At 47.0% G+C, this 26,125-nt stretch carries 18 protein-coding genes and 9 tRNA genes; 5 read left to right on the forward strand and 22 right to left on the reverse strand.

The window, feature by feature from the left end:
- Positions 1–101 precede the first annotated feature (101 nt).
- The 3 genes from Q4Q49_RS14825 to bioB form a co-directional block, all read right to left on the reverse strand.
- On the reverse strand, positions 102–1,178 hold the full coding sequence (locus Q4Q49_RS14825) for a methyltransferase domain-containing protein (protein WP_311999705.1): 1,077 nt from the start codon (positions 1,176–1,178) through the stop codon (positions 102–104).
- A gap of 64 nt (positions 1,179–1,242) precedes the next feature.
- On the reverse strand, positions 1,243–2,463 hold the full coding sequence (locus Q4Q49_RS14830) for an 8-amino-7-oxononanoate synthase (RefSeq protein ID WP_311999706.1): 1,221 nt from the start codon (positions 2,461–2,463) through the stop codon (positions 1,243–1,245).
- Between the two features lie 199 nt (positions 2,464–2,662).
- Entirely contained in the window at positions 2,663–3,715 is a 1,053-nt protein-coding gene (gene bioB / locus Q4Q49_RS14835; RefSeq protein ID WP_006081265.1) for a biotin synthase BioB, read from the reverse strand.
- A 122-nt stretch (positions 3,716–3,837) separates the two neighbouring features.
- Here bioB and bioA point away from each other — a divergent pair, with 122 nt between their 5' ends.
- Together bioA and Q4Q49_RS14845 are read left to right on the forward strand one after the other, a co-directional pair.
- Positions 3,838–5,220 (forward strand): adenosylmethionine--8-amino-7-oxononanoate transaminase, encoded by a 1,383-nt coding sequence (bioA, locus tag Q4Q49_RS14840; protein WP_311999707.1) that lies wholly within the window; start codon positions 3,838–3,840, stop codon positions 5,218–5,220.
- Between the two features lie 361 nt (positions 5,221–5,581).
- Positions 5,582–7,183: a methyl-accepting chemotaxis protein gene (locus tag Q4Q49_RS14845; protein ID WP_311999708.1), complete on the forward strand. Its 1,602-nt coding sequence runs from the start codon at positions 5,582–5,584 to the stop codon at positions 7,181–7,183.
- Between the two features lie 235 nt (positions 7,184–7,418).
- On the opposite strand, the gene Q4Q49_RS14850 is transcribed toward Q4Q49_RS14845, so the two are convergent.
- A complete protein-coding gene (locus Q4Q49_RS14850) occupies positions 7,419–10,859 on the reverse strand; it encodes a PAS domain-containing hybrid sensor histidine kinase/response regulator (RefSeq protein ID WP_311999709.1) in 3,441 nt (1,146 codons plus the stop codon).
- A 174-nt stretch (positions 10,860–11,033) separates the two neighbouring features.
- Between Q4Q49_RS14850 and acs the strand changes: the two genes are divergently transcribed.
- From acs to Q4Q49_RS14865, 3 genes are all read left to right on the forward strand, one after another.
- Positions 11,034–12,986: an acetate--CoA ligase gene (acs, locus tag Q4Q49_RS14855; RefSeq protein WP_006081261.1), complete on the forward strand. Its 1,953-nt coding sequence runs from the start codon at positions 11,034–11,036 to the stop codon at positions 12,984–12,986.
- Positions 12,987–13,205: 219 nt separating this feature from the next.
- Entirely contained in the window at positions 13,206–14,960 is a 1,755-nt protein-coding gene (locus Q4Q49_RS14860; protein WP_311999710.1) for a DEAD/DEAH box helicase, read from the forward strand.
- 60 nt (positions 14,961–15,020) lie between these two features.
- The gene (locus tag Q4Q49_RS14865) at positions 15,021–15,281 is read left to right on the forward strand and encodes a GrxA family glutaredoxin (protein WP_006081259.1); all 261 of its coding nucleotides are present in this window, start codon (positions 15,021–15,023) and stop codon (positions 15,279–15,281) included.
- Positions 15,282–15,360: 79 nt separating this feature from the next.
- Here the strand turns inward: Q4Q49_RS14865 and Q4Q49_RS14870 are convergent, their stop codons facing one another.
- The 18 genes from Q4Q49_RS14870 to Q4Q49_RS14955 form a co-directional block, all read right to left on the reverse strand.
- Positions 15,361–16,524 carry a DcaP family trimeric outer membrane transporter gene (locus Q4Q49_RS14870; protein ID WP_311999711.1) on the reverse strand — a complete coding sequence of 388 codons (1,164 nt, stop codon included), beginning with the start codon at positions 16,522–16,524 and terminating at the stop codon, positions 15,361–15,363.
- A gap of 239 nt (positions 16,525–16,763) precedes the next feature.
- Positions 16,764–16,839, reverse strand: a tRNA-Lys gene (locus tag Q4Q49_RS14875).
- Between the two features lie 38 nt (positions 16,840–16,877).
- A tRNA-Lys gene (locus Q4Q49_RS14880) sits at positions 16,878–16,953 on the reverse strand.
- Positions 16,954–16,990: 37 nt separating this feature from the next.
- Positions 16,991–17,081, reverse strand: a tRNA-Lys gene (locus Q4Q49_RS14885).
- Between the two features lie 59 nt (positions 17,082–17,140).
- A tRNA-Lys gene (locus tag Q4Q49_RS14890) sits at positions 17,141–17,216 on the reverse strand.
- Between the two features lie 59 nt (positions 17,217–17,275).
- A tRNA-Lys gene (locus tag Q4Q49_RS14895) sits at positions 17,276–17,351 on the reverse strand.
- Positions 17,352–17,388: 37 nt separating this feature from the next.
- Positions 17,389–17,479, reverse strand: a tRNA-Lys gene (locus Q4Q49_RS14900).
- A gap of 59 nt (positions 17,480–17,538) precedes the next feature.
- Positions 17,539–17,614: transfer RNA gene (locus Q4Q49_RS14905), tRNA-Lys, on the reverse strand.
- 38 nt (positions 17,615–17,652) lie between these two features.
- A tRNA-Lys gene (locus tag Q4Q49_RS14910) sits at positions 17,653–17,728 on the reverse strand.
- A gap of 58 nt (positions 17,729–17,786) precedes the next feature.
- A tRNA-Lys gene (locus Q4Q49_RS14915) sits at positions 17,787–17,862 on the reverse strand.
- Between the two features lie 142 nt (positions 17,863–18,004).
- Positions 18,005–18,754, reverse strand: a complete 750-nt coding sequence (ybgF, locus tag Q4Q49_RS14920) for a tol-pal system protein YbgF (protein ID WP_106650236.1) — start codon at positions 18,752–18,754, stop codon at positions 18,005–18,007.
- A 24-nt stretch (positions 18,755–18,778) separates the two neighbouring features.
- A complete protein-coding gene (gene pal / locus Q4Q49_RS14925; RefSeq protein WP_220592695.1) occupies positions 18,779–19,315 on the reverse strand; it encodes a peptidoglycan-associated lipoprotein Pal in 537 nt (178 codons plus the stop codon).
- Between the two features lie 46 nt (positions 19,316–19,361).
- Positions 19,362–20,690, reverse strand: a complete 1,329-nt coding sequence (tolB, locus tag Q4Q49_RS14930; protein ID WP_006081255.1) for a Tol-Pal system beta propeller repeat protein TolB — start codon at positions 20,688–20,690, stop codon at positions 19,362–19,364.
- 13 nt (positions 20,691–20,703) lie between these two features.
- Positions 20,704–21,714, reverse strand: a complete 1,011-nt coding sequence (tolA, locus tag Q4Q49_RS14935) for a cell envelope integrity protein TolA (RefSeq protein ID WP_311999712.1) — start codon at positions 21,712–21,714, stop codon at positions 20,704–20,706.
- A complete protein-coding gene (gene tolR, locus Q4Q49_RS14940; RefSeq protein WP_106650233.1) occupies positions 21,715–22,149 on the reverse strand; it encodes a protein TolR in 435 nt (144 codons plus the stop codon).
- Positions 22,149–22,835: a protein TolQ gene (tolQ, locus tag Q4Q49_RS14945; protein WP_006081252.1), complete on the reverse strand. Its 687-nt coding sequence runs from the start codon at positions 22,833–22,835 to the stop codon at positions 22,149–22,151. The genes tolR and tolQ overlap by 1 nt, the downstream gene beginning before the upstream one ends.
- Complete coding sequence (gene ybgC, locus Q4Q49_RS14950) at positions 22,825–23,226, reverse strand: tol-pal system-associated acyl-CoA thioesterase (RefSeq protein ID WP_006081251.1); 402 nt, start codon at positions 23,224–23,226, stop codon at positions 22,825–22,827. The genes tolQ and ybgC overlap by 11 nt, the downstream gene beginning before the upstream one ends.
- Before the next feature lie 171 nt (positions 23,227–23,397).
- Positions 23,398–25,581: a prolyl oligopeptidase family serine peptidase gene (locus tag Q4Q49_RS14955; RefSeq protein WP_311999713.1), complete on the reverse strand. Its 2,184-nt coding sequence runs from the start codon at positions 25,579–25,581 to the stop codon at positions 23,398–23,400.
- Positions 25,582–26,125: the final 544 nt, after the last annotated feature.

The raw sequence follows: 26,125 nt of genomic DNA on the forward strand, positions 1-26,125 counted from the left end.
ACCTTTAAATCCACAAGTCCACAAATCAAAGTCCCTATCGCTAATCAATGCTAAGTATGTGTGCATGAATATTGTTGTAGCTAAAACATAGTGTGAAACTGTTACATCCCGCGCCGAGCACGTATCTGCACTATCTGGTAGGTTAATGGCAAACCTTGGGGTACACGTAAGGATTCGGCTTTGGCCTGCATTGCCTGCCAATCTTGGCGACCGCGCAATCGCAGAGCAGGTTCTGCAGCGGCTGTTGCGCCAGCAACCTCTCCTGCTGACTGAATCGTTGAACTATCTAAACTGATTGAATTGGCTGAACTGATTGAACTAGTTGAATGGGTTGCACTGGCCGATTGCACCGAGGCGCCCACCCCTTTGATGGAATAGAGCAATGCTTTGAGAGTATCAAAATGCACTGTCATAGGAATGAGCTGCACCTCTAAGAACTGCCATGTATCGAGTTTAAATGACGCTTTTAGCGCCTCCAGCGTCGAAAAGTCATTTACTCTTAAGCCTAATTCGGCTAATTGATTCAAACTGCCCTGCGCCACTAAGCTCAAATGACACTCGCCATCCGGCTTCAATACGCGCGCCATTTCAGCTACCGCGGCGGGAAAATTCGCACACCACTGCAAAGCCAGATTCGAATAAATCACATCGATGCAACCATCGACAAAGGGTAAACACTCGGCATCGGCACAAACGCCGTGATAATCGGGATAAGATTGTTTTAGCTTATGCAACATGCCAAGGGCGATATCCACAGCAAACACAGCTGTCGGTGGATTTTGTATCGAACCATGCTCAGAATGATGTGCTGATTGACACCCTGATTGATGTGCCGATTCATGATCTGAGTGATGTGCAGATTGATGCGCACAGTGATACGCCGCAAAATCTGTCCCAGGGCCTGCGCCAATATCTAACAGATGACCTTTGGCGGTAAACTCACTGAGTAAACTGGCGGCGCTCAGACGCTGTAACTGATTATGGTCTTGATAACTATGGGCCGCCGCGGAGAATCGTTCCGCAATCTGAGCGCCGTGAACATAGGATTCTTTGTCAATTGCTCTTTTTCCGACAGCTAGTTTTTCAAAAGCTTGCATTACAGCAGATTCGCTCACATTCAACTCGTAAGATGTTAACTCGCAAGATTTAGGCTTGCTGGATTTAATCGGGCTTGGCATTGCAGTTAACACTCAACCATAAAAACTTAAAATTCAATAGAATAACGCGTTCTATAGCGTACATTTATCTGTGATCATCCGCAGCTTGTCGTTCAGTCACAAGCGGCACACCGACGCGACTGAGCACTTGAGCTAATTGCGCAACACACGTTGCGATATCTTCCGCGGCGTGAGCTGCCGTTAAAGTAATACGTAAACGCGCAGAGCCTATAGGCACGGTCGGCGGGCGAATCGCGCCAACCCAAATTCCTGCAGCCCTTAACTCCTCGGCCACTTGCAGGGTTTGCAACGCATCCCCAATGATCAGCGGCTGAATCGCGGTATCTGAACCTAAAAGGGGTACATTAGCCTCGCGGCATAACCGTTTGAATAGCGTAATATTCTCAAGCAGTTTTTGCTGTAACTCGGGATGTGCTGTGCTGTACTGAGTCGCGGCTAAGGCTAGCGCCGCATTGGCGGGCGATAAAGCGGTCGAGTAAATGTATTCACGGGCGTTACTGACCAAAAAATCGATCAGCGCTTGGCTCCCCAACACGGCCGCGCCTTGGCAACCTAAGGCTTTACCAAAGGTCACCACTTGCACATCGATAAGCTTGGCGGCCTCAGCCTTTTTATAGCCATCGAGCACCGCAAAACCATGGGCATCATCGACAATCAACCAAGCATTGTGTTGGCGACAAAGCGCCGATAACTCAGAAATCGGCGCGCAGTCTCCGTCCATGCTAAACACGCTTTCAGTGATTAACGCCGATGTCTGATGTCGAGCGAGTAACCGCTCAGCGCTTTCTAAGGAATTGTGTAAAAAACGTTTCAGCTGCGCGCCACTATCTTGCAAACCATCAATAATGGAGGCATGTACGAGTTTGTCGGCAACCACAATATCGTGCTGATCAAACAGGGTTTTCATCAGCGCCGTATTAGCACTAAAGCCCGAGCAAAATAACAATGCCGCTTCATGTCCCGTTAAGTCGCAAAGTTCACGCTCCAGCGCCAAATGTGCGTCACTGTATCCTGTCACTAAGGGCGATGCGCCGCTGCCCACACCGTAGGTTTGTGCGCCAAGGTGCAAGGCTTCTACAAGTTCAGGTACGCGGGATAAACCTAAATAATCATTACTGCTGAAATTGACATAGGCGCGACCTTCGAACACAAAGCGCGGACTCGAAGTGGATGCGTTGGTGTTAAGGGCGTGATCGACACCCAGCACCTTACGTTGTCGCAGTAATCCTTGCTCACGCAAAGCGTGCTGACGGGCGGCAATTTTAGTCTCAAGCAGAGAACTCATCGATTTAGCCTCAAGCATGACTGACTGAAAAATGACTGTTTCAACAATGGTCTCAACAATAGTTGCCCTATGAGTGTTCGGTTTAAGACGGTTGCCTTAGAAATGGAGCACATTGAATAATCCTATCAGCCGCAGTCAAAACAGACTGCGACCAACAGGATTGACTGTTATTCAGTCAGATGACATGAACTCAGTATTCTTACAAAGCACCCGCGTCATAGAATTGTGCCGATGACTTATCTTGATAGGCCGCCGCTTTGGCTAATACTGCACTTTCTTCTTCCAATTTTGCCGCAGCGCCCTGCTCTGGACGTAAACCTAAACGTCGGAATAGCCCCATATCATCGCTTTCTTCTGGGTTTGGCGTGGTCAGCAATTTACAACCGTAGAAAATCGAGTTGGCGCCAGCAAAGAAACACATGGCCTGCAGTTCATCACTCATATTTTCGCGGCCCGCCGATAAACGCACGCGCGAAAGTGGCATTAAAATACGCGCCACGGCGATAGTACGCACAAACTCGAGTGGATCGAGATCGTCAAGTTTCTCAAACGGCGTGCCTGCCACTTTGACTAACATATTGATCGGCACTGAATCAGGATGCTGCGGTAAATTGGCCAGCTGTTGCAGTAAACCTGCACGATCCGTCGCCTTTTCACCCATGCCGACAATCCCGCCAGAGCAGACTTTCATGCCTGAGGCGCGCACATTTGTCAGTGTATCTAAACGATTTTGATAGGTACGAGTGGTGATCACATCGCCGTAGTATTCAGGCGAGGTATCTAAATTGTGGTTGTAATAATCTAAGCCTGCGCTGGCTAAATCGTTCGCTTGATCTTCAGAAAGCATGCCGAGCGTCATGCAAGTTTCCATGCCTAACGCTTTGACTTCTTGTACCATTTGCTTAAGGTACGGCATGTCTTTTTCTTTCGGGTTACGCCAAGCGGCCCCCATGCAGAAACGAGAAGCCCCCGCGGCTTTAGCGCTGCGAGCTTCGGTCAGCACAGTTTCCATTGCCAGCAAACGCTCTTTTTCTAGACCCGTGTCATAACGGGCGCTCTGTGGGCAGTATTTACAATCCTCAGGGCAAGCACCGGTTTTAATCGATAACAAGCGGCTAATTTGCACTTCATTGGGATCGTACACTTCACGGTGAATGCTGTGGGCTTTAAATAACAAATCATTCATCGGCAGCGCAAATAAGGCTTCGATTTCTTCCCGCTTCCAATCATGACGAACTTGCAACTGCGACATTGAACACCCTTTTTATTCTGTCTTTTATCTTGGCTAGGATAACCTCAGCCCTTAAACTGTCAACGCCAACCAGTGAACTCAGTTTACTAATGGCTACTTTACCACCAACCTAGTGAGCATTTATGCGCAATTTACTCGATTTTGATTTTGATAGCGCCCATATTTGGCATCCTTACACCTCAATGCCCCGTTCTCTTCCTGTTTTTGGTGTACATAGCGCAAAGGGCTGCGAGCTCGAACTCGTCGATGGCCGCAAGCTAGTCGATGGCACTAGCTCATGGTGGGCCTGCGTGCACGGTTATGCGCATCCCGAGATATTAACCGCGATGGAAAAACAGCTGCATCAGCTGAGCCATGTAATGTTTGGCGGCATCACACATGAGCCCGCCATTGAACTGTGTAAAAAACTTATCGCTATGACCTGCGAGCCGCTGACGAAAGTCTTTTTATGCGACTCTGGCTCTATCTCAGTGGAAGTGGCGATCAAAATGGCGCTGCAATATTGGCAAGGTCAAAGTTTGCAAGGAAAGAGTTGGCAAGGTCAAAGCTCGCAGGAACAAATCGCACATCAAGAGCTACCGCTAAAACAACGTATTCTTACCGTTAAGAAGGGATATCACGGCGATACCTTTGCCGCCATGAGCGTGTGCGATCCCGAAGGTGGCATGCACACTATGTTCGGCGATGCGGTCACTAAGCAATCCTTTGTGCCTGCACCACAAACCGCCTTTGGCGAAGCCTTACAAGCCGATGATTTAACCGCAATGCGCGACATATTAAGCATTAATCACCATGAGATTGCCGCTGTGATCATAGAGCCGATCATGCAAGGCGCTGGCGGGATGCGTTTCTACAGCGCAGATTATTTAGTGGGTCTTCGTGCCCTGTGTGATGAATTTGATGTGTTGTTGATTTTAGATGAAATCGCCACGGGTTTTGGCCGCACAGGCAAGCTGTTTGCCTATGAACATGCCAATATCACTCCAGATATCTTATGTTTAGGTAAAGCGCTAACGGGCGGTTACATCAGCCTAGCAGCAACGCTATGTACCGATAACGTCGCCCAAGGAATCAGCCAATCTCCCGCCGGCGTGTTTATGCATGGGCCGACGTTTATGGGTAACCCGCTGGCCTGCGCGGCCGCGTGTGCAAGCGTAGACTTAATCAATCGCAATGAATGGCAAGCGCAAGTGGCCGCTATCGAGCAGCAAATGCGCTTAGAACTTAAAGATGCGATTAACTTACCCAGCGTAAAAGATGTGCGAGTGCTCGGCGCAGTGGGCGTGTTAGAGATGCACGAACCCGTCAACACGGCAGAGTTGCAGCAACAATTTGTTGATTTAGGCGTGTGGGTTCGCCCCTTCGCTAACCTTATCTATATCATGCCGCCCTATGTGATTAGCCCGGCGCAATTAAGCCAACTCACCCGTGCGATGAAGCTAGTTGCAACAAGCATTAAGGCATCATCCGCCTGTGCCGAGCCACAGCTTATCAGCCACGGTTAATACCAACAGCATAAGCCTTCAACGTAATCATCCTTCAAATAGATAACCCTCTGCGCATCGTTAAAAGTGCGCAGGGGTTTAAACTAAGCAGCGGTGTTAAGTCACTCGGCAGTCTTACCCAGAATACAAACCTCGCATCCTCTCGATAGCTAAAAGCGCTAAGATTGCAATTGCAACGTTGCTCACAATTTCCATTAAAACTACGCAATTTAGCCCATTAATTTAATCTAGCAACTGGACATTTTTCCAAAGCCAGCAATGCTTATATCGCTAATGTTTTCCCGCACATCTTTCGCCAATATCCGCCAACAAATTGAGCTGAGGAATGGCTTAAATAGCAACACCAAGACATGGAGATCATATGTTCAAACTCGCTGACATAGCCGTCAATCGCAAACTCGCATTACAGCTCATCATCGCCCTCGCAGGCGCCTTAATTTTGCTCATTATTTCAGTTAGTGCTTTAAAGCATAATCTGATGATGGAGCGTGAAGCACGGCTTAATGCCGTATTGTCCCTCGCCAGCAGCCGCATTCAAGCGTTATCCCAATCACTGCCCTTAGAGCAAGCACAGCAGGCCGCTAAGGACATGTTGAACGACATGCGCTTTGATGGTGATAACTACTTATTTGTGATTGATGAATCGAGGCGCGTCATCGTCCATCCCATCAAAAGAGAATTGGTTGGGCAACAGATGGGCAATCAAGGCGAAGAAAACTACTGGTACAAAATGGTCGAACTCGGCCGTGATGGCAAACAAGGCCTAGTCGAATACCGCTGGATGACAGCTAATGGAAAATCGGCGCAAAAAATCTCACTCGTCATGGGATTTAAACCTTGGGGCTGGATCTTAGGCTCAGGTATGTTACTCCAAGATATCGAAGCCACCATTTGGCATGAATACCTCACCATGGGTGGTATTACATTTGTCATTATTGTGCTTATGGCTTGGCTAGGTTATGCCATTAGCCGCTCTATTACTCGGCCACTGGATGATGTAAATCAGGCGATGCTCGCCATCACAAAGGGGGATTTAACCACGCAATTAAAGGTCTATGGTAAAGACGAGCTTGGCACCTTAGCCCATAACATCAACCAAAGTATTGGCTCGATTCGTAGCACCTTACTGGAAGCAAGTCATAGCGCTGATAATGTTGCCCAGGCCTCGGCTCGTATCGCCTCAACCGCGGAGGAAACCAATCAAGCGGTGAATAATCAGCGGGATCAGCTTGCCCAGCTCGCCACCGCCATGAATGAAATGAGCGCAACTATCGCCGATGTGGCGAATAATGCGGAGAGCACGGCCAAAGATACCAAAGAAGCCACATGGGAAGCAGGCCTTGGCGACCAAGATGTCCACGCCAGTGTGGACGGAATCCATGCCCTTGCCAAAGAAGTGGAGCAAGCGACGGATCAAGTGAACATGCTCAAAGAGGAAGTCATGCAGATCAGCGAAGTGACCTCAGTGATCAGCGCAATTTCAGATCAAACTAACTTACTCGCACTGAATGCCGCCATTGAAGCCGCCCGCGCAGGCGAGCAAGGACGAGGGTTTGCTGTGGTCGCCGATGAAGTGAGACAACTCGCCAGTCGCACTAGGCAATCGACCGAAGAAATTCAGAACACGATTTCATTATTGCAACAACGGGCCGTAAGCGCCGCTAAAGCAATGGATGCAAGCCGAGCTTTAGCAGAAAACAGTGTGAGTCAATCGGCAAAAGCGGGAGGTGATTTATCGCTTATCGTTACCCATATCAAACATGTGAGTGACATGGCAACCCATATCGCTACCGCCGCAGAAGAGCAAAGTGTGGTCGCTGAAGACATGAACAGAAACGTGTGCGGGATTAATAATTCAGCGCTCGAAGTCTCCGAATCGGCAACCTATCTCGCCCAAGAAAGTGAAAGTTTGGCGGAGTTATCTCTGAATTTAAACAGCAAACTCGCTGTTTTCAAACTCTGATCATTCATTTGGTTGGGGATGAACGAAGCAACGATAACAAACCTCTAGCCTATTTTCTCTTGCAAAGTGCTAAACCAGTATCTAGTGAAGTGTTTAATCCAGATAATCCGCATCGCAACTACTCGGATTATCTGGGTTTCAGGCTAATGTACCGATGCCACTCAACTTATGTTTCTAATCTGATTTACTAAGCTGATTTAACTAAGCTGATTAGACTTAGTTGCTCAGACTCAGCTCATTTCACTAAGCTCGAAATCAAGGCGCGCAGCGCCGCAGGTTTTATCATTTTCGCCATATAGTGATAGCCGCGGCGCTGCACATCTTCCACCAGCTCTTTGCGGGTATTGGCGGTGATCAAAATACCGGGCAAGTCTTTGCCATACAGGGCACGAATACCGTCCATCGCATCGACGCCATTTTGGCCATCATCTAAGTGGTAATCGGCGAGCACAATATCGGGCGCAACGCCTTTCAGCCCTAGCTTAATGCGTGCATCAGATAAATCTTTTGCGCAAATAACCTCACATTGCCAACGACTTAATAGACTTTCTAAACCCGCCAGAATCGCCTCTTCGTTATCGATACACAACACTTTGATACCCGATAACGGCTGCAGCAGCGATGGCAACGCCTTCACTTGCGGCTGACGTACAGTCTCCCCGAGCGGCACACAAATGGAGAATACCGAGCCGCGACCTAAATGGGATGAAACCTGAATACCGTGTTCCAGCACTTTACTGATGCGATCGGCAATGGCTAAACCTAAGCCTAATCCGCTGACATTGTTGCTCTTAGGATTATTCAGCCGCTTGAATTCTTTAAAAATTTCTTGGGTTTCCTTTTCATCAATACCACAACCTGTATCTAACACTTGGATCTCAAGGTAATGACCGCGATGGCGACAACCAAACAAGACTCTGCCACCACGGGCGTAACGGTAGGCATTGGTTAAAAAGTTTTGTAGGACTCGGCGTAACAGTGAAGGATCGGAATTAACGGTCGCACTACATGGGATCATCTTAAAACGGATTTGATTGTCCGCTGCCATCGCCTCAAATTCTACGGATAAGCCGTTGATTAGTTCAGAAATAGCAAAGTCACGACGATTAACATCCACCATGCCGGAATCGAGTTTAGAAATATCCAGCAGATCGGTGAGCAACTCGCCGGCGATCTTAAGCGAGCTGTTCACATGGGATAAGGTGGTTCTGGCCTCGCGATCTAAATTGGGATACTGAGATAAAGATGCGGTAAACAACCTTGCAGCATTCAGCGGTTGCATTAAATCATGACCAACGGCAGCTAAGAAGCGACTCTTGGAGGCGTTGGCTATTTCCTCCTGCGCTTTAGCTTCCAGTAACTCGCTGTTCAACATGGCTAATTCATAGGTACGTTCGTTAACGCGGCTTTCTAAGGTTTCATTGGCCTCGAGCAGCGCGCGCTCCTGCTCGCGATACTGAGTAATGTCGGTAAAGGTCATCACAAAGCCGCCGTCTGGCATGGGATTACCTTGAATTTTAATCACTTTACCGTCTCTGCGATGGCGCTCAGAAGTGTGTGGCGTGCCATTACGCATATGCTGTACCCGCTGGGCGACCTGCTGTTCAATTTCCCCTTCACCGCAATAACCCCGCGACGCATTAAAACGGATCACTTCGCTGATGGGCATACCCTGCTGCAAGAATCCATCGGGATATTGGTACAACTCCACATACTTATAATTCCAAGCCACGAGATTGAGATCATTATCTATCACGCTCATGCCTTCATAGGCATGCTCAATCGCGCCGCGCAGCATGTCTTGGCTGAGCATGATTTTCGATGACGCTTCATCCACTAGACTGAACACTTCATCCAGCGCCAAATCACGCCCTTGCAGCACAGAATCCATCACCAGCGCTGCGCTTGAGGCGCCAAGTACGCCCGCTAATAAACGTTCTGTGTGGAAAATCAGCTCAGGCGGCGCTGCTTTATGCCAGCTATCACTTTTTACGGCGTCAATTGAGAAACGGCTAAAACTCTCGTAGGCGCGCGTTGGGCTGACGAATCGACTGGCGAGAATCAGCAAATCCTGCTGTGAAATCGGACCATTTTTCTTATTGGCGCTGTTCTTCAATTTGCCAGGGCTCACAAAAGCACTGGCCTGAATACGCTCGGCCACACCCGCCCTAAACCAAATCGATCCCAAAATATAACAGGCGATATTGGCAAAAAGTGCCGTCAGTGCATCACGCACATTGGGCGTTATCGCATCTAGCAAACCTATCTCACCCGTGACTCCAGATACTAACGCTGATGAACTTTGCACATCTGTCATGCCCTGCAACATAATGTAAAACCACAACGTAAAGCCCACGCCGAGCCCTAAAAATACCCCAGCACGATTGCCGTGCTTCCAATAAAGCCCGCCCACTAAGGCAGGCGCTAATTGGGCGAAAGCGCCAAAGGACAACATGCCGAGATGGGATAAAGAATCACTGTCGGCTAAGGCAAGATAACTGCCATAACCTAGCCCAAGAATAATCACTATGGCTAAGCGGCGGGCATTTAGTAACAGGTGCGAGAACTGACTGAAGTTTTTCTCGCGAATATGGCCCGTACGCAGCATCACAGGCACCAGCCATTCGTTACTCACCATCACACTGATAGTCACCACAGCCACTATCACCATGCCAGTTGCCGCCGAAAGTGTGCCCAGCAGCGCAATCACCGCCAGCAAAGGTTGATCTAAGGCGAGTGGCAAATTAATCACATAGGTATCGGCCGACACAGAATCGCCGAGGATGATCTTCCCCGCCAAGGCGAGCGGCCCAACGAATAAACCAAAAAGCGCTAAATAGATAGGAAACAACCAACGTCCCTTTGACAGCACAGACTCATCGGCGCATTCCACCACCATCACATGGAACTGCCTTGGCATACACAAAAACGCCGCCATTCCGACAAGTAACTCAGGCATTAGGGCTTCGATACGGGGATTGGGATAATTGATCAGCGACTGCGCATTTGCCTGCTGCCAAATATCCCCAAAACCATCGAACACCCCAAAACTAATGACGACGCCGACCAATAAAAATGCGGCGAGCTTCACCAGAGACTCAAAGGCAATCGCGAGCATCATGCCGGGATTATGCTCGGTGGCATCGAGTTTGCGGGTACCAAATAAAATGGCAAATATGGCTAATAAAGACGTGATCAGTAACGGAATTGTCACGCCATCGAGGGGATCGTCTGCGGGTTGAAACAGGTTAAGGCTGAACACCATCGCCTTAAGCTGCAGGGCGATATAGGGCATGATGCCAAACAAGGCGATTAAGGTGACTAAGGCGGCTAAGGTTTGGGATTTGCCGTATCGGGCGGCAATAAAGTCGGCCACTGAGGTGATATTTTGTGCCTTAGACACTAATACCATCTTGCGTAACATGCCAAAACCTAAGGTGAAAATCAGAATGGGGCCGATAAAAATCGGTAAAAAAGACCAGAGATCCTTAGCCGATTGGCCGACTGTGCCTAAAAAACTCCACGAAGAGCAGTAGACCGCTAAGCTCAGGCCATAAATACCGACCTGTAGCTTTTTGGTGATCCGGCTAAACCAACGCTCCGCCCCCCACGCTAATAGGAATAAAAGCGAGACATAACAGACGGCAATAACGGCGACGACTAAGGTTAAATTCATACTTTGCTCTTTTTTCTGATTATTGTGCGATAAAACCTGTCTAAAATCTAGCCGGATTTTTAATGCAACAGACTAAATATAAAGGAAAATTTAAAACTAGACCAAGGTCTAATGGAGTTGCCGCCCCCTTGCATACCATACTCAGTCCACGCAATTTTTCAAAAGGGAAGCCCTATGAGCTCGCAGTCTCTCTATAAAGTCTCCGGCAATATCGCTGCCAATGCACTTGTAAACAACGATAAATATAAAACAATGTACCAAGAGTCGATTGTCAATCCTGAAGGTTTCTGGAGAGAACACGGCAAGCGTATTGATTGGATAAAACCCTATACCAAAATTAAAAAAACCTCTTTTGATGATCATAATTTATCGATCAACTGGTTTTACGACGGCACCCTGAATGCTTCTGCCAACTGTTTAGATCGTCACTTAGCCGAGCACAGTGATCGTGTGGCGATTATTTGGGAAGGCGACAACGCCAGCGAACAACGCAAAATCACCTACGGTGAATTACATGCAGAGGTGTGTAAATTCGCAAACGCATTACGCAGCCAAGGCGTGCGCCGCGGTGACATAGTCACGATTTACATGCCTATGGTGCCAGAAGCCGCAGTGGCTATGCTCGCCTGTGCCCGTATCGGCGCTGTGCACTCCGTGGTCTTCGGTGGTTTCTCACCGGATTCTATCGCCTCTCGCGTAATTGATGGCAAATCAAAAGTCATCATTACCTCCGATGAAGGTATGCGCGGTGGCCGTGCTATTCCATTGAAACGCAACATCGATGATGCCTTAAAAAACCCTGATGTTACTACGGTTGAGAAAGTCATAGTGCTTAAACGCACGGGCGGCAAAGTGGATTGGGTCGAAGGCCGAGATGTGTGGTGGCACTCACTGATGGAAACCGCATCTGAGTACTGCCAACCAGAGGAAATGGATGCCGAAGCGCCGTTATTCCTGCTGTATACCTCAGGTTCAACCGGTAATCCCAAGGGCGTATTGCACACCACTGGTGGCTACATGGTTTATGCGTCTATGACCCATGAATATGTGTTCGACTACAAAGCGGGCGAAGTGTACTGGTGTACCGCCGATGTGGGTTGGATCACAGGCCACTCTTATATGGTTTACGGCCCACTCGCCAATGGTGCGACTGTGCTTATCCATGAAGGTGTTCCGAATCATCCAAGCCCTGCCCGTTTAGGCGAAATGATTGACCGCCATAAGGTAAACATTCTTTACACTGCGCCAACGCTAATTCGCGCACTGATGGCCGAAGGCAAACAACACTTCGATAAGTTCGATGGTAGCAGTCTGAGGATCATGGGCTCGGTAGGTGAACCTATCAACCCAGAAGCGTGGCGTTGGTACCATGAAGTCATAGGTCATGAACATTGCCCTATCGTCGATACTTGGTGGCAAACTGAAACCGGCGGTATTTTGATCACGCCGCTACCAGGCGCGACCGACACTAAACCAGGCTCAGCGACCCGTCCGTTCTTTGGTGTTCAACCCGCCTTAGTGGATAACATGGGGAATATTTTAGAAGGTGAGAACGAAGGTAACTTAGTGTTACTCGACTCTTGGCCGGGCCAAATGCGGACTGTGTATGGCGACCACGAACGATTTGTATTGACCTACTTTAAAACCTTCCGTGGCATGTATTTTACCGGTGACGGTGCCCGCCGCGATGAAGATGGTTATTACTGGATCACTGGCCGCGTCGATGACGTAATCAACGTATCCGGCCACAGATTAGGTACTGCAGAGGTCGAAAGTGCGCTGGTATCACACGAACTGGTCGCCGAGGCAGCAGTAGTTGGTTACCCACACGATATTAAAGGCCAAGGTATTTATGCGTACGTCACGCTAACCCGCGGCACTGAAGAAACCGAAGAGCTACGACAAGAGCTGCGTCAATGGGTTCGTAAAGAAATTGGTGCGCTGGCAACACCAGATCTCATCCAATGGGCGACGGGCTTACCTAAGACACGTTCGGGCAAGATCATGCGCCGCTTCCTGCGTAAGATTGCCGCTAACGAAGTGACCAACTTAGGGGATGCATCAACCTTGGCCGATCCAGCTGTGATCGAGACCTTGATTGAATCACGCTTGAATCGTACTGAGTAATATCCGAGTGACGAACAACGTCCACAACGCTTAGTCTATGCCCAATAGGCTAAGCGTAACCTGAACCTCCCTTTTTAAACCTCAGGTTAACAGTGAACCCTGTTGAGAGAGTGTGTGATTGCTCCTTTCTCTAGCTTGCCCCTCCAACCAGGGGCATTTTTTTTACCTGTTATGTTAAGCTTGCGACCTCACTTTTATTCAGCATAGATTTTTATCAGCGTGTCAGTCAAACTCAGAGACTATCAACAGCAAGCGGTTAATGCCGCCATCGCCCATTTTAGGCAAAGCCAAGCTTCCGCCGTACTCGTATTGCCCACAGGCGCCGGCAAAAGCATAGTGATCGCCGAACTGGCGCGCATCGCCAAAGGCAGGGTTTTAGTACTCACCCACGTGAAAGAATTAGTCGCTCAAAATGCCGAGAAAGTCGGCCTACTCACGGCACAAGCCAGTATCTATGCGGCGGGACTCAATCAAAAAGCCACTGAGGGGAAAACCGTCGTCGCCAGCATTCAATCGGCAGCGCGGGGGTTAATGCAGTTCGATCAGCCGTTCTCGTTAGTGATTATTGATGAATGCCACAGAGTCAGCCTAGAAAAAACCAGCCAATATCAACAAGTGCTCAATCATTTACGCACGAAAAATCCCCAATTAAGATTGCTCGGCCTCACCGCTACGCCCTATCGCCTTGGCACTGGCTGGATTTATCAGCAACACTATCACGGCAAAGTGGGGTCTCCCGAACATGCTGTGTTCGAACATTGTGTGTTCGAACTGCCCATCAGGCCACTCATTAAACAAGGTTACCTCACAGCGCCAACCCTGTTTGATGGCTTAAGTGCCCAGTACGATTTCAGCCAACTCAAAGCCAACGAGAATGGGGAATATGCCGAAGCCGACGTTAACGATTTACTGGGGCATTACGGCCGCGCGACTACCGCGATAGTGAAACAGCTCATTGAACTGGGCCAACATAGAAAAGGCATTATCATCTTCGCGGCAACGGTGCGCCACGCCAATGAGATTTTTGGCCTGCTCAACCAAGCTCATGCTGCACAGAGCGCCATTATCACGGCACAAACGCACGACAATGAACGAGATGCGACGATTGAACGCTTTAAAGCCCAAGAGCTTAAGTTTTTGGTCAACGTGGCTGTGTTGACGACAGGCTTCGACGCGCCCCATGTGGATTTGATTGCAATTTTGCGCCCTACCGCCTCAGTCAGTCTGTTTCAACAAATGATCGGCCGTGGTTTACGCATCGCTGAAGGTAAAAAAGATTGTCTTATCATCGACTATGCTGCCAATGGTTATGACTTGTATTTTCCTGAGGTCGGGCAAGCGAAACCCAACAGTAAATCGGTACCCGTGCAAGTGCATTGCCCAGTATGTGATTTTGCCAATATTTTCTGGGGACTCACGGGCGATGATGGCGACATTATCGAACACTTTGGTCGCCGTTGTCAGGGCATAGTCGAACAGCATGGTAAAAAGCAGCAGTGCGACTTTCGATTTAGATCTAAATCTTGCCCTGATTGCGGTGAAGAGAACGATATCGCCGCACGCATTTGCCAGCACTGCCAATCGACCCTCATCGATCCCGATAAACGCCTACGCCAAGTGCTCAGCCAACAACACCATCATTTATTCCGCTGCCAACATATGAGCCTCATCGACGATGATGGCAATCTGAAAGTGCAATACCTCGATATCGACGGCAATGAATTCAATCGCCGCTTTAAATTGCAAACGCCGGCCCAGTGGCGAGCCCTATATGCCTTATTCATCTTTCCCCATGGCCGTACGCCGGGATTAAAACCGAAAAAGTACACTAAAGTGGCAGAGTTAATCAGCGACGCGGATAAATTCCGTATGCCGGATCTCTTGCTGCTGAAGAAACATAAAAAAGGCTGGGATCTGCTCGAAAGCTATTTTGATTATCAAGGCCGCTATCAAACTGAAAATAAACTCGGCTGACATTATCAATTCACTTAGGCCTATGGTATAAAACGACTAAAGTAATCCTAAGGAGCTATTATGTTCGTTGTTATTTTTGGCCGTCCAGGCTGTCCTTATTGCGTTCGTGCTGTGCAATTATCTGAGCAACTCGTTGAAAAACGTGATGACTTTAAGTTCAGATATGTCGATATCCACGCAGAAGGCATCTCTAAAGCAGATTTAGAGAAAACTGTCGGTAAGCCAGTTGAAACCGTACCGCAGATTTTTGTCGATGAAAAACACGTTGGTGGCTGCACAGATTTCGAACAATATGTTCGCGAAAACAATCTATTAGATTAAGCGCTACACATATGTGACTCGCTTAATGCAAAAGGAGACCTAAGGTCTCCTTTTTAGTTTTTATCGCAAGCAAGTAAGATTAGAGCACATACTTAGCCGAGAACATGATGCGGCTCAAATCCCCATCATCGCCATTTTCTTTACTGTTCTTGGCGTACATATACTCAACCCCAAAGGTCAGCGGTTTGCTTGGCGAGTAAAGTAAGTTGATATAGCCAGAATAAGCATCCTTATTCACGCCTGAACCGGTTAAAGCCGCATCGTTATCCGCTTGCATGCCTGACAAGGTTACACTGCTGCGCCACTGCTCATTCCACCAATGACGATAAGACACAAATCCACCGAAAGTACGAATTGACTCGATATCACCGTTAGCATCCAGCACACCCGCATTAATGTAATTGAGTGCCATATAACGACCTAAACCTTCACCATAGGTGGCCGTGAAGCGAAGATCATCTTTGCCGACCGGAATAATGCCCGCCACACTTGCGCCATATCCTAGGGCTGAGCTATCAATCTGCGTCGCACCTATCTTAGTTTCTAAATTCAACTGACGGGCAATACCCGCAAAAGAGAACGCCGCGCCGCCATCCGTTTTGAGGTTATACCGCGCGATAACATCGGGGATTACCCCGCTACCACTGGTAATGCGGGCACCGCCCTGATTTGGCGTGACTGTGGTTTCAGGATTTTCGATCGCGAATTGGAAATTACCTTGGGTATAGCGCAATAGCGTTTGGCGGGCGAACGGGGTTCCGTCGGCAGCACCAACAAAATCGAGATTCTCAGGCAATGCCGCAGCATTTTGGAAGGTGGTCCACGTTTGACCTACGGTCCAATTGTCATAGGAGACAAATGCATGGCGAATACGAGGCGAATAGCTGTTGGAAGTGCGTTCATTGCCATCGGTGTGGGTCATAAAATCGAGTTCAATAAAGCCAGAAAGTTTATGACCATCAACATCGGTCGTCGCTTTGAAATTAAAACGCGTTTCGCGAGCTTGAAAATCCACGACTTGATTGCCATTACCCTCTTTTCCATAAATAGTGCCTGGAACATAAAACTGCCTAGAAAGATCCCCAGAATCCGGGGCGCCATTGCCATAATCACTGAACATAATGTCAGCTTTGATATAACCGCCAAACTCAACATCCGTATCTTTTAGTGATGCCGCATTGGCAGAACTTGCTAATGCCAATAATATTGCACTACCCATCAAGCTTAGTTTTGCTTGTTTCATTTTTTGTCTTTCCCCAATTGTTATTATTTATCCGCAACCAATATGGACAAATTAACAAGTGAGAAACATTGGCAATAGGTCTATGAGACAAAAGTAGAAAATGTCAGGATAAATAATATGTTAGGAAAACATTTGAAACGAAATAAGTAAAACGAAAGTATTAAATCTAGTACTGGGAATTGAAGTTTAACTTGGTAAATTTAGTGGGTAACTTGAGAGAGATAAAGCGGGGTAATAAGTGGTGGGTCGTGAAGGATTCGAACCTTCGACCAATTGGTTAAAAGCCAACTGCTCTACCGACTGAGCTAACGACCCATCTAGGTATTGCGCTGATTTATGCACTTTCAGTAAAGTGGTGGGTCGTGAAGGATTCGAACCTTCGACCAATTGGTTAAAAGCCAACTGCTCTACCGACTGAGCTAACGACCCATCTGATATTGCGCTGATTTATGCACTTTCAGTAAAGTGGTGTGTCGTGAAGGATTAGAACCATTCGACTGATTGGTTAAAAGCCAACTGCCCTAGCTTTATAAAAAAAGCGACTGAGCTAACGACCCATCTAGGCATTGCTTTAAAACTGTTCACTTATTCTGACATTAATAATGTAAGTAACAAGTGGTGGGTCGTGAAGGATTCGAACCTTCGACCAATTGGTTAAAAGCCAACTGCTCTACCGACTGAGCTAACGACCCATCTAGGTATTGCTTTAAAACTGTTCACTTATTCTGGCATTAATGATGCGAATAATAAGTGGTGGGTCGTGAAGGATTCGAACCTTCGACCAATTGGTTAAAAGCCAACTGCTCTACCGACTGAGCTAACGACCCATCTGATATTGCGCTGATTTATGCACTTTCAGCAAAGTGGAGTGCCGTGAAGGATTAGAACCATTCGACTTATTGGTTAAAAGCCAACTGCCCTAGCTTTATAAAAAAAGCGACTGAGCTAACGACCCATCTAGGTATTGCGATAAAGCTGTTCACTTATTCTGACATTAACAATGTAAGTAATAAGTGGTGGGTCGTGAAGGATTCGAACCTTCGACCAATTGGTTAAAAGCCAACTGCTCTACCGACTGAGCTAACGACCCATCTAGGTATTGCGCTGATTTATGCACTTTCAGTAAAGTGGTGGGTCGTGAAGGATTCGAACCTTCGACCAATTGGTTAAAAGCCAACTGCTCTACCGACTGAGCTAACGACCCATTGAACTACTGCCTATCTCGCTAAATACCACTAACTTATTCTATTTATTAGAGTAAGTGGTGGGTCGTGAAGGATTCGAACCTTCGACCAATTGGTTAAAAGCCAACTGCTCTACCGACTGAGCTAACGACCCATTTACTGGTATTTTACGCCCCGAACGACCTCGCCGCTCTGAGGGCGCCTATAATACCTTTTTCATCTTCTCATGCAAGCGCAAATTCCCAATTTTTTGTCGTTTGCATGAAAAACAGACTAAGAGTATGTTTTTTGGTTAATTACGCTTTAATTGCAGCCAGTTGCTGCTGTGCAATGCGTGCTGCTGCGCTGTTTGCGTAATCTTTGACGACTTGTTGGTAGTATTGCGTCGCCCCAGCCTTGTCACCGGTTTTCTCGGCGATCATGCCAAGCTTCACTAAACTGTCACCGCGTTTATTAGAATCACTAAAACGGTCAACCACAGTTTTGAAGGCTTGTTTGGCTTCTGCAAACTCGCTCTTATTAAATAACAGCTGTCCTAACCAATAGTTAGCATTCGCGGCATACACAGAATCTGGGTATTGTTTGATAAAAGCACGGAAGGCAGGAATCGCATCATCATACTTACGCTCTTTCAAGACTAAGTTAACCGCACTCTCATAGCTTGCTGTTTCACTTAAACTACTTGAAGCAGCATTCGTCGCGGCGACTGAGGGTGTGGATGTCGCGGCTGCGGCTGCTGGAGCGGCAGATGCCTTTGAGGATAAATTTGCAAGTTCATCATATAACTGACGCTGACGCTGTTGCATCTGCTCAATCTGATAATTCTGTTGTTCGGTTAAACCACGTAAATCGAGTACTTCCTGCTGCAGTGTATCAAGACGGCGCTGCATTTCGAGCTCGCTTTGTTGTCTTGATTTTACAATACGTTCTATGCGAGCAAGTCTGTCATCACCCGAACCACCAGCAATATCTTCCACAGGAGCAGGGGCTGCAACAGCAGCACCTGCACCAAGGAACATTGCCGTAATTAAGACGGCACGTTTCATTGTGTTACTCTCCGAGATTCAATCTTAGTAAACTAAAACTGCACGACGGTTTTTGCCAAAACCTTCATCAGTGCGAGAAAAATCAAGTGGTTTTTCTTCGCCATAGCTGACTATGCTCATTTGGCTTGGCTGTACGCCCATACCTTGTAGGTATTTAGCAACGGCTTTAGCACGACGCTCGCCCAGAGCAATGTTGTACTCAGGCGTGCCACGCTCATCCGCATGACCTTCAATCAGTACGCGCACACTTGGGTGCTCAACTAAGTAAGTGCCATGGGCTTCTAATATTGCGGCGAAATCTGTTTGAACTTCACTGCGGTCAAAGTCGAAGTAAATGATGTGTTGCTTTCTCAAGTCTTCTAACTGCTGACGTTGTTGCTCTTCAGCAGACAACATTGCGCCTACACCACCAGTTTGAATGCCACCACCATTCAGCTCACTACCTGAACCGTTTGTTGAGCCCATTGCATCAGTTTCTGATTCTGAAGTTGAGCTACATGCACTAAGAGCCATAATTGGAAGTGCTACCAACATAGCTTTTAACAACTTATTCAGATCCATTACGTGTTCCTTATAAAATTAAATGTGATTAAATCAAGGTATAACATTAGAGAAACGGTGACCAAGAAGGTGATTTCACCTCACCTTGACCTGCCGGTAATCTTGCTTTAAAACGTCCATCCGTAGAAACAGCTGCTAATACTTGCTTGCCTTGGTATGTAGTGCCATAGATCACCATAGTACCATTAGGGGCCACACTTGGAGATTCATCCAAACGTGTCGATGTCAGCACCTGCATAAAACGCGTACTTAAATCCATACGCGCAATATTAAATTTACCGTTCGTGCGATTAACAAAAATCATACTGCGACCATCAGGGGTAATTGAACCACCGAGGTTCCATTCACCTTCAAAGGTCTCGCGACTGACTTTACCTGAGCTCAACTCTACGCGATAAATCTGTGGTCTACCACCGCGCTCTGATGTAAAAATCAGCGACTTTCCATCAGGATACCATGATGGCTCAGTATCGATAGCATAGTGATTGGTAATACGCTTAATCGCTTTAGTTGCAATATCTATGATGTAAATTTCAGGCTGACCGTCTTTAGATAAAGTCACAGCCAAAGATTTACCATCGGGTGAGAACGCCGGCGCACCGTTAATACCAGGGAAAGAGCTCACTTTAGTGCGCACTTGGGTATAAAGGTCTTGCACGAAGATCTCCGCTTTTTTGTTTTCAAAGCTTACGTACGCTAGACGACGACCATCGGGTGACCAAGTCGGTGACATCAACGGCTCTGGCGAGCGCAGTAACATTTGTTCATTGACGCCATCATAATCAGCAACCATCAATTGATATGGGGCTTTTTGAGTATGATTGACCACAACGTAGGAGATCCGCGTTAAGAATGCGCCGCGAATACCAGTTAACTTTTCATAGACGATATCGCTGATCCTGTGTCCATATTGGCGAAATTGCGCCGCTGAAATCACAGTTTGACGGCTGTCCATCAAAAATTCTGTTGCACTAACTGGGCCTTTCAACGCTTGGTTTTGGGCTTTGACTAAATCGATTAAATCAAAGCTCACCAAATATTGATCGGTACCATAAGGTTTAACGGTGCCTAGCACTAACGCTTCGGCGCCAACACTTGACCAAGAATTAGCTTGAAACTGTGCCACAGTGCCAATATTACGCTGAGGCAGTCCAAGTTCGTCTAAAGGTTTAAACGTACCGCTACGTACTAAGTCTGACATCACTACATCCGCAATCGCTTGCGGTGCGGCGCCAGGACCTTGCCAAACAAAAGGCATCACAGCGATAGGACGCGCAGCGTCAACACCTTCTGTGATCACAATATCCAATGCCGCTTTTGCGGGGGTGGTGCAAAGCAGAACCGCCAATGCTAACCATTTTGCCAATATTTTCATGGGACTCCTTTAATTAAAACGTTGGTTCAACGATTAAGTTAATTTCTTTCATCAAGTTATAAACCGCAGGGTCCGGAGACACTGGCAATTTACCCGCCTTCAAAATCGCTGCTTTTGCTGCACGACAAACATTTGGATCACCGCCTTTAGTCTGACTGCTGATCACAAAACCATCATTTGCTAATCGTACAGAGGCAGTACAAGTCTTGCCACGCATAGATTCATCCACCACCAAATTTCGTTGGATAGTCGATTTAATCATTGCCTGATACTTACCCACTTCACTCTGCATCTGCTTATTCATGGTTTGCGACAATGCCGCCTGCTCCGCCGCTAATGCATCGGCCATTTCCTGCTCCTGCTGGGCGCGGGCTTTGGCTTCAGCATCCGCTTTGGCCTTAGCATCTGCTTTCGCTTTAGCTTCGGCCTTGGCTTTCGCTTCTGCATCAGCCTTGGCTTTATCAGCTTTGGCCTTAGCTTCCGCCTCCTTCTGCTTACGATCGGTCTCGGCTTTTGCTGCTGCAGCTTCTTCCACTTTGCGTTTTTCCGCAGCTTTCTGCGCGGCATCTTCAGCGACTTTACGCTCCTGCTCTTTCAGCTTACGGTCGGCTTCGGCTTTAACTGCTTTTTCCTTTTCCTGCTGCTGTTTTACTTGAGCGAGCTTGGCCGCTTCGTTGGCCTTTTGGGTTTCAATTTCCTGCTGCTTACGTTCTTGCTCTAGCTTTTTAATTTGAGCCTGTTCACGTTCGCGCGCTTGCTTCGCTTCTTGCGCTTTGCGCTCAAGCTCGGCTTGGCGTTCTTGCTCACGGCGTTCGGCATCACGCTTTTCTTGCTTAAGTTTCTCAACTTGATTAGCGACTTTTTGCTGATCAACCATCACAGCTTTAACCGCTGGCGCACTAACTTGTTGCATAGGCTCAGGTTTATGAGAAAAATCTATCCCCAACGCCAGAATAATTATCACGCCAATATGAATACCCGCTGAAATTGACAGAGGTAATGTTACATCTGACTTATCTGCCACCTATTTCTCCTTGGGTGAATCCGTCATCAAACCGACTGATGGCACGCCAGCTTGCTGCAGTGTCACCATCAACTGAATCACTTTATCGTAAGGAATATTTCTATCGGCCTTAACCACCACGGGACGCTCAGGCTCTGTCACCATAAGCGCAGCAACTTCCGTCGCGAGCTCTTCCAAGTCCATAGGAACGTTGGTTGAACCACCTTTATTCAAATAATAATCACCGTCACCGTCAATCGAAGCCACCACTGGCGGTTTACTATCAGCGGGTAAAACTTCCGCAGCCCCTTGAGGCAGCTCCACTTTTACCCCTTGAGTGACTATGGGCGCTGTTACCATAAAAATAATTAACAGCACGAGCATCACGTCGATATAGGGCACCACGTTGATTTCGGCAACGGGGCGACGACGTTTGCGCTGATAAGCTGGTTGCATTATGCCCCTTCCTTCTCACTGTATGCTTGGCGATGCAAAATGCTGGAGAACTCTTCCATAAAGTTTGCGTAGGCCATTTCTAATTTATCAACTTGAGTCGAAAAACGGTTGTACGCAATAACCGCAGGGATCGCAGCAAATAGACCCATAGCCGTTGCAATCAAGGCTTCAGCAATACCTGGGGCCACCATAGCTAAGGTCGCGTTTTCCATCGAACCAATGGCGATAAATGAATTCATAATCCCCCATACCGTACCAAATAAACCGATATAAGGGCTAGTCGAACCTATGGTCGCTAATAAGGGTAAGTTTGCTTCTAACTTTTCCATTTCGCGAGAAAGTGTCACACGCATCGCACGTGATGTACCGTCCATCACAGCATCAGGCACTTTGCTATTTAATTTATTCAGGCGTGAATATTCCTTAAAGCCAGTCACAAATAATGACTCTAAACCGCTATTATCAGGACGAGTCGATAATTCTTTATATAAACGGTTTAAATCAACGCCTGACCAAAATTTGTCTTCAAACTTCGCCGATTTACTTTTTGCGGATGTCAGTAAGCTACGGCGTTGTAAAATCACCGTCCAAGACATCACGGACAAGCAAAGTAAGGTGAACATAACAAATTTCACTAATAAACTGGCTTGTAAAAATAACCCAACAATCGACATATCAGCTTGCACTGTCAAACTCCTGCACAATATTTAAGGGAATAGCTCGGGGACGCATTCGTGACAGCGCAACACAAACAACCAGCACTGTGCCTTCACAATAACAGTCTCCCTGTTTATCGACCAAGCGTTGATGAAAGATCAACGAGGCCTTTTTCAATTCTATGACCTTAGTTTCAACAATAAGGTTCTGTTCAAAACGTGCCGCTTTGCGAAAATCTAATTCCGCACGCTTTACCACAAAGGCGGTATCGTCGGCTAACAGCGCAGTCTGACTCACGCCAAGGGCTTTTAGCCACTCGGTTCTCGCCCGCTCAAAAAAGTTGAGATAGTTCGAATGATAGACAACGCCGCCAGCGTCGGTGTCTTCGTAATAGACTGAAATAGGCCAATGAAACATCATTTGAAAATAAGCAAATTTTGGTTGAAAAATTGACGCTTACTATACCTAGGGAAACAAGACTTGTGAATGACCCGACGAAGATATAGATAGGAATAGCGCGGGTTTCAGATGAATAGGGGCAATTGTAAAAGACAATGGGGTCAAAGGACCCCATTTTATTAACATAGTTAGTTATTTTGCGATAGTTTGTGGCAGTGTTAAGCCAAAACTCTGCCACAAGAAACTGTAGATATCGGCAAATTCATCAATCTTCATCGCCGTCGGTTTACCGGCTCCATGACCCGCATTAGACTCGATACGCATAATCACAGGTTCAGTGCCTTGTTGCTTATCCTGCAACATGGCTGCGAACTTGAAACTGTGTAATGGCACGACGCGATCATCATGATCGGCAGTCATCACCATAGTCGCTGGGTAAGCTTGCGCTTTCACATTGTGATAAGGCGAATAAGCCAATAGCGCTGGGAATTGATCGGCTTTATCGGCACTGCCATATTCACTCGTCCAAGCCCAACCAATAGTGAACTTATGGAAGCGCAGCATATCCAGAACGCCCACCGCAGGTAATACGGCAGCGAAAAGTTCAGGGCGTTGAGTTACCGCAGCGCCCATCAACAGACCACCGTTACTGCGGCCATAGGCACCTAACTTAGTGCTATTCGTGTATTTCTCACTCACTAGATATTCAGCGGCGGCAAAATAGTCATCAAACACATTTTGCTTTTTATCGAACATCCCCGCTTGATGCCAGCTTTCGCCGTATTCAGCGCCGCCACGTAAACTCGGCACAGCGTAAATACCGCCCATATCTAACCAAGCAATGTTGGCAGGACTAAAGCGTGGTGTCATCGAAATGGCAAAACCACCATAGGCATACAGTAATGTTGGGTTTTGACCGTTCTTCACTAGGCCTTTTTTATAGGACAGCATCATAGGAACACGCGTGCCGTCTTTGCTGCGATAAAACACTTGCTCAGAAACATAGTCATCGGGATTAAACGATACTTTAGGTTTGGCAATTACGCTTGATTCAGCGGTTTTAAAGTCAAACTTATAGGTGGTTTCAGGTTGAATATAGCTATTAAACACATAATAGAAATAGTCTTTGCTTGCTTTACCAAAAGGCCCAGCCACATTGCCTTGACCGGGTAATGCTACGTCTTGGCGTTTCTGCCCACCCATGCTGTAAATCGATAATTGGCCTAATACATCGTGTAAATAACTCACCACTAAATGGTCATTAATTATGGCGACGTTATTTATCGGATCTGTAGACTCTGGAATAATGGTTTGCCATTGGGATTTATCGCTATTACGGGTATCAATCGCAATCACTTTACCGTTAGGCGCATCTAAGTCGGTTTTAAAATAAAACACTGAACCATCATTACCGAGAAACTCATATTCAGCTTCTAAGTTGAGGATCAATTCCACCACTTGTGATTTAGGCTCAAATAAGGATTTATAGAAGAAACGATTACGCTTATCCGTACCTTGAGAAATCGACAGTAATAAGTATTCGCCTTTCTCGGATACCTCGATACCAAAGCCCCAATCTTTATTCTGTGGGCGCTCGTAAATCAATAAATCTTGGCGCTGATCTGTGCCTAATTTATGGTAATACACTTTTTGGTTGAAATTGACGTCGGCTAAGACATCTCCACCCGCTGGGGCATCATAGCGAGCATAAAACACACCTTGGTTTTCTTTATCCCACACTGCGCTAGAAAATTTAATCCATTTCAATTCATCGGCAAGTTTCTTACCGGTTGCGATATCAACAAATTGCCATTGCTGCCAATCTGAGCCCGAATTTGACACGCCATAGGCTAAAATTTTACCGTCATTACTTACTGCAACACCTGATAGTGCCACAGTGCCATCCGCAGACAGTTTGTTTGGATCGAGAACTGGCTTTTCAACGCCATCTAACCCTTTTACATACAAAACAGATTGCGCCTGCAGGCCATCATTACGGTAGTAAAATTGATTGTCGCCATTCTCAAATGGGGCGGAGACTTTTTCGTAATTCCACAGCTCAGTGATGCGATCGACCACAGCTTGTTTATTGGGGATCTTGGCTAAATAGGCTTGACCGAAGGCTTGTTGTTCTTTTACCCAAGCTTCCGTTTCTGGCGTATTGGCTTCTAAGTGGCGGTAAGGGTCCGCCACGGCAACACCGTGAATGGTTTCGACGAGATCATCTTTTTGAGTCACAGGGTAAACCAATTTATTTGCGCTTGCCTGCTCAGTCGAATTTTGTACAGGTGCATTGCCACTTTGGCAGGCACCGAGTGCCATTCCCAATGTGGCCACTAACAAACCTTGCTTTGCAAGGCGAAATCTTAATGCCATCTTGTTATCGTCCTTCTTGTGGTTTCGGGCTTAAGGCCTTTTCAGCAAGTACTATACAAGCAAAAAAAATCATGGCAATGCCGTAACTTAATAAGAAGATTTTTAGGTTGTATCGCAGATTTAACAAAATGGCAGCAAGGATAAGCTTATTGAAGTGTATTATTATGCACTAATAGTGATTTATAAGTTATTAATCAAGGTAAATAGTGACTTAAGTGATATAGATCACCTTTGCAATCATTAGAATTACTAATGTTTATGGGCAATTTTTCTCGTTTGTTTTACCGCCGAGTTCACCATAGAATTTACTTGTTTTCAGGAGATACCTGCTTGCAGATATCGAAAACAAAGAACTTTTAAACTGGTGTGTTCCCAACACTTCAGTTTCTTCCCTGGTTCTTATGCTTGACTTCCTTCCTTCAATTTGTTGATTGCAAATGCATTATTTTTGCGGCCCGCTTAGTTTAAGCGGGCTTTTTTTTATCCATTTCAAACACCATCCTACTTACGACGATATCAAGCTTTAAACCGCTATCACTATTCA

It is taken from the genome of Shewanella sp. SP1S1-7 (assembly GCF_031932105.1).
Classification (GTDB): Bacteria; Pseudomonadota; Gammaproteobacteria; order Enterobacterales; family Shewanellaceae; genus Shewanella; species Shewanella baltica.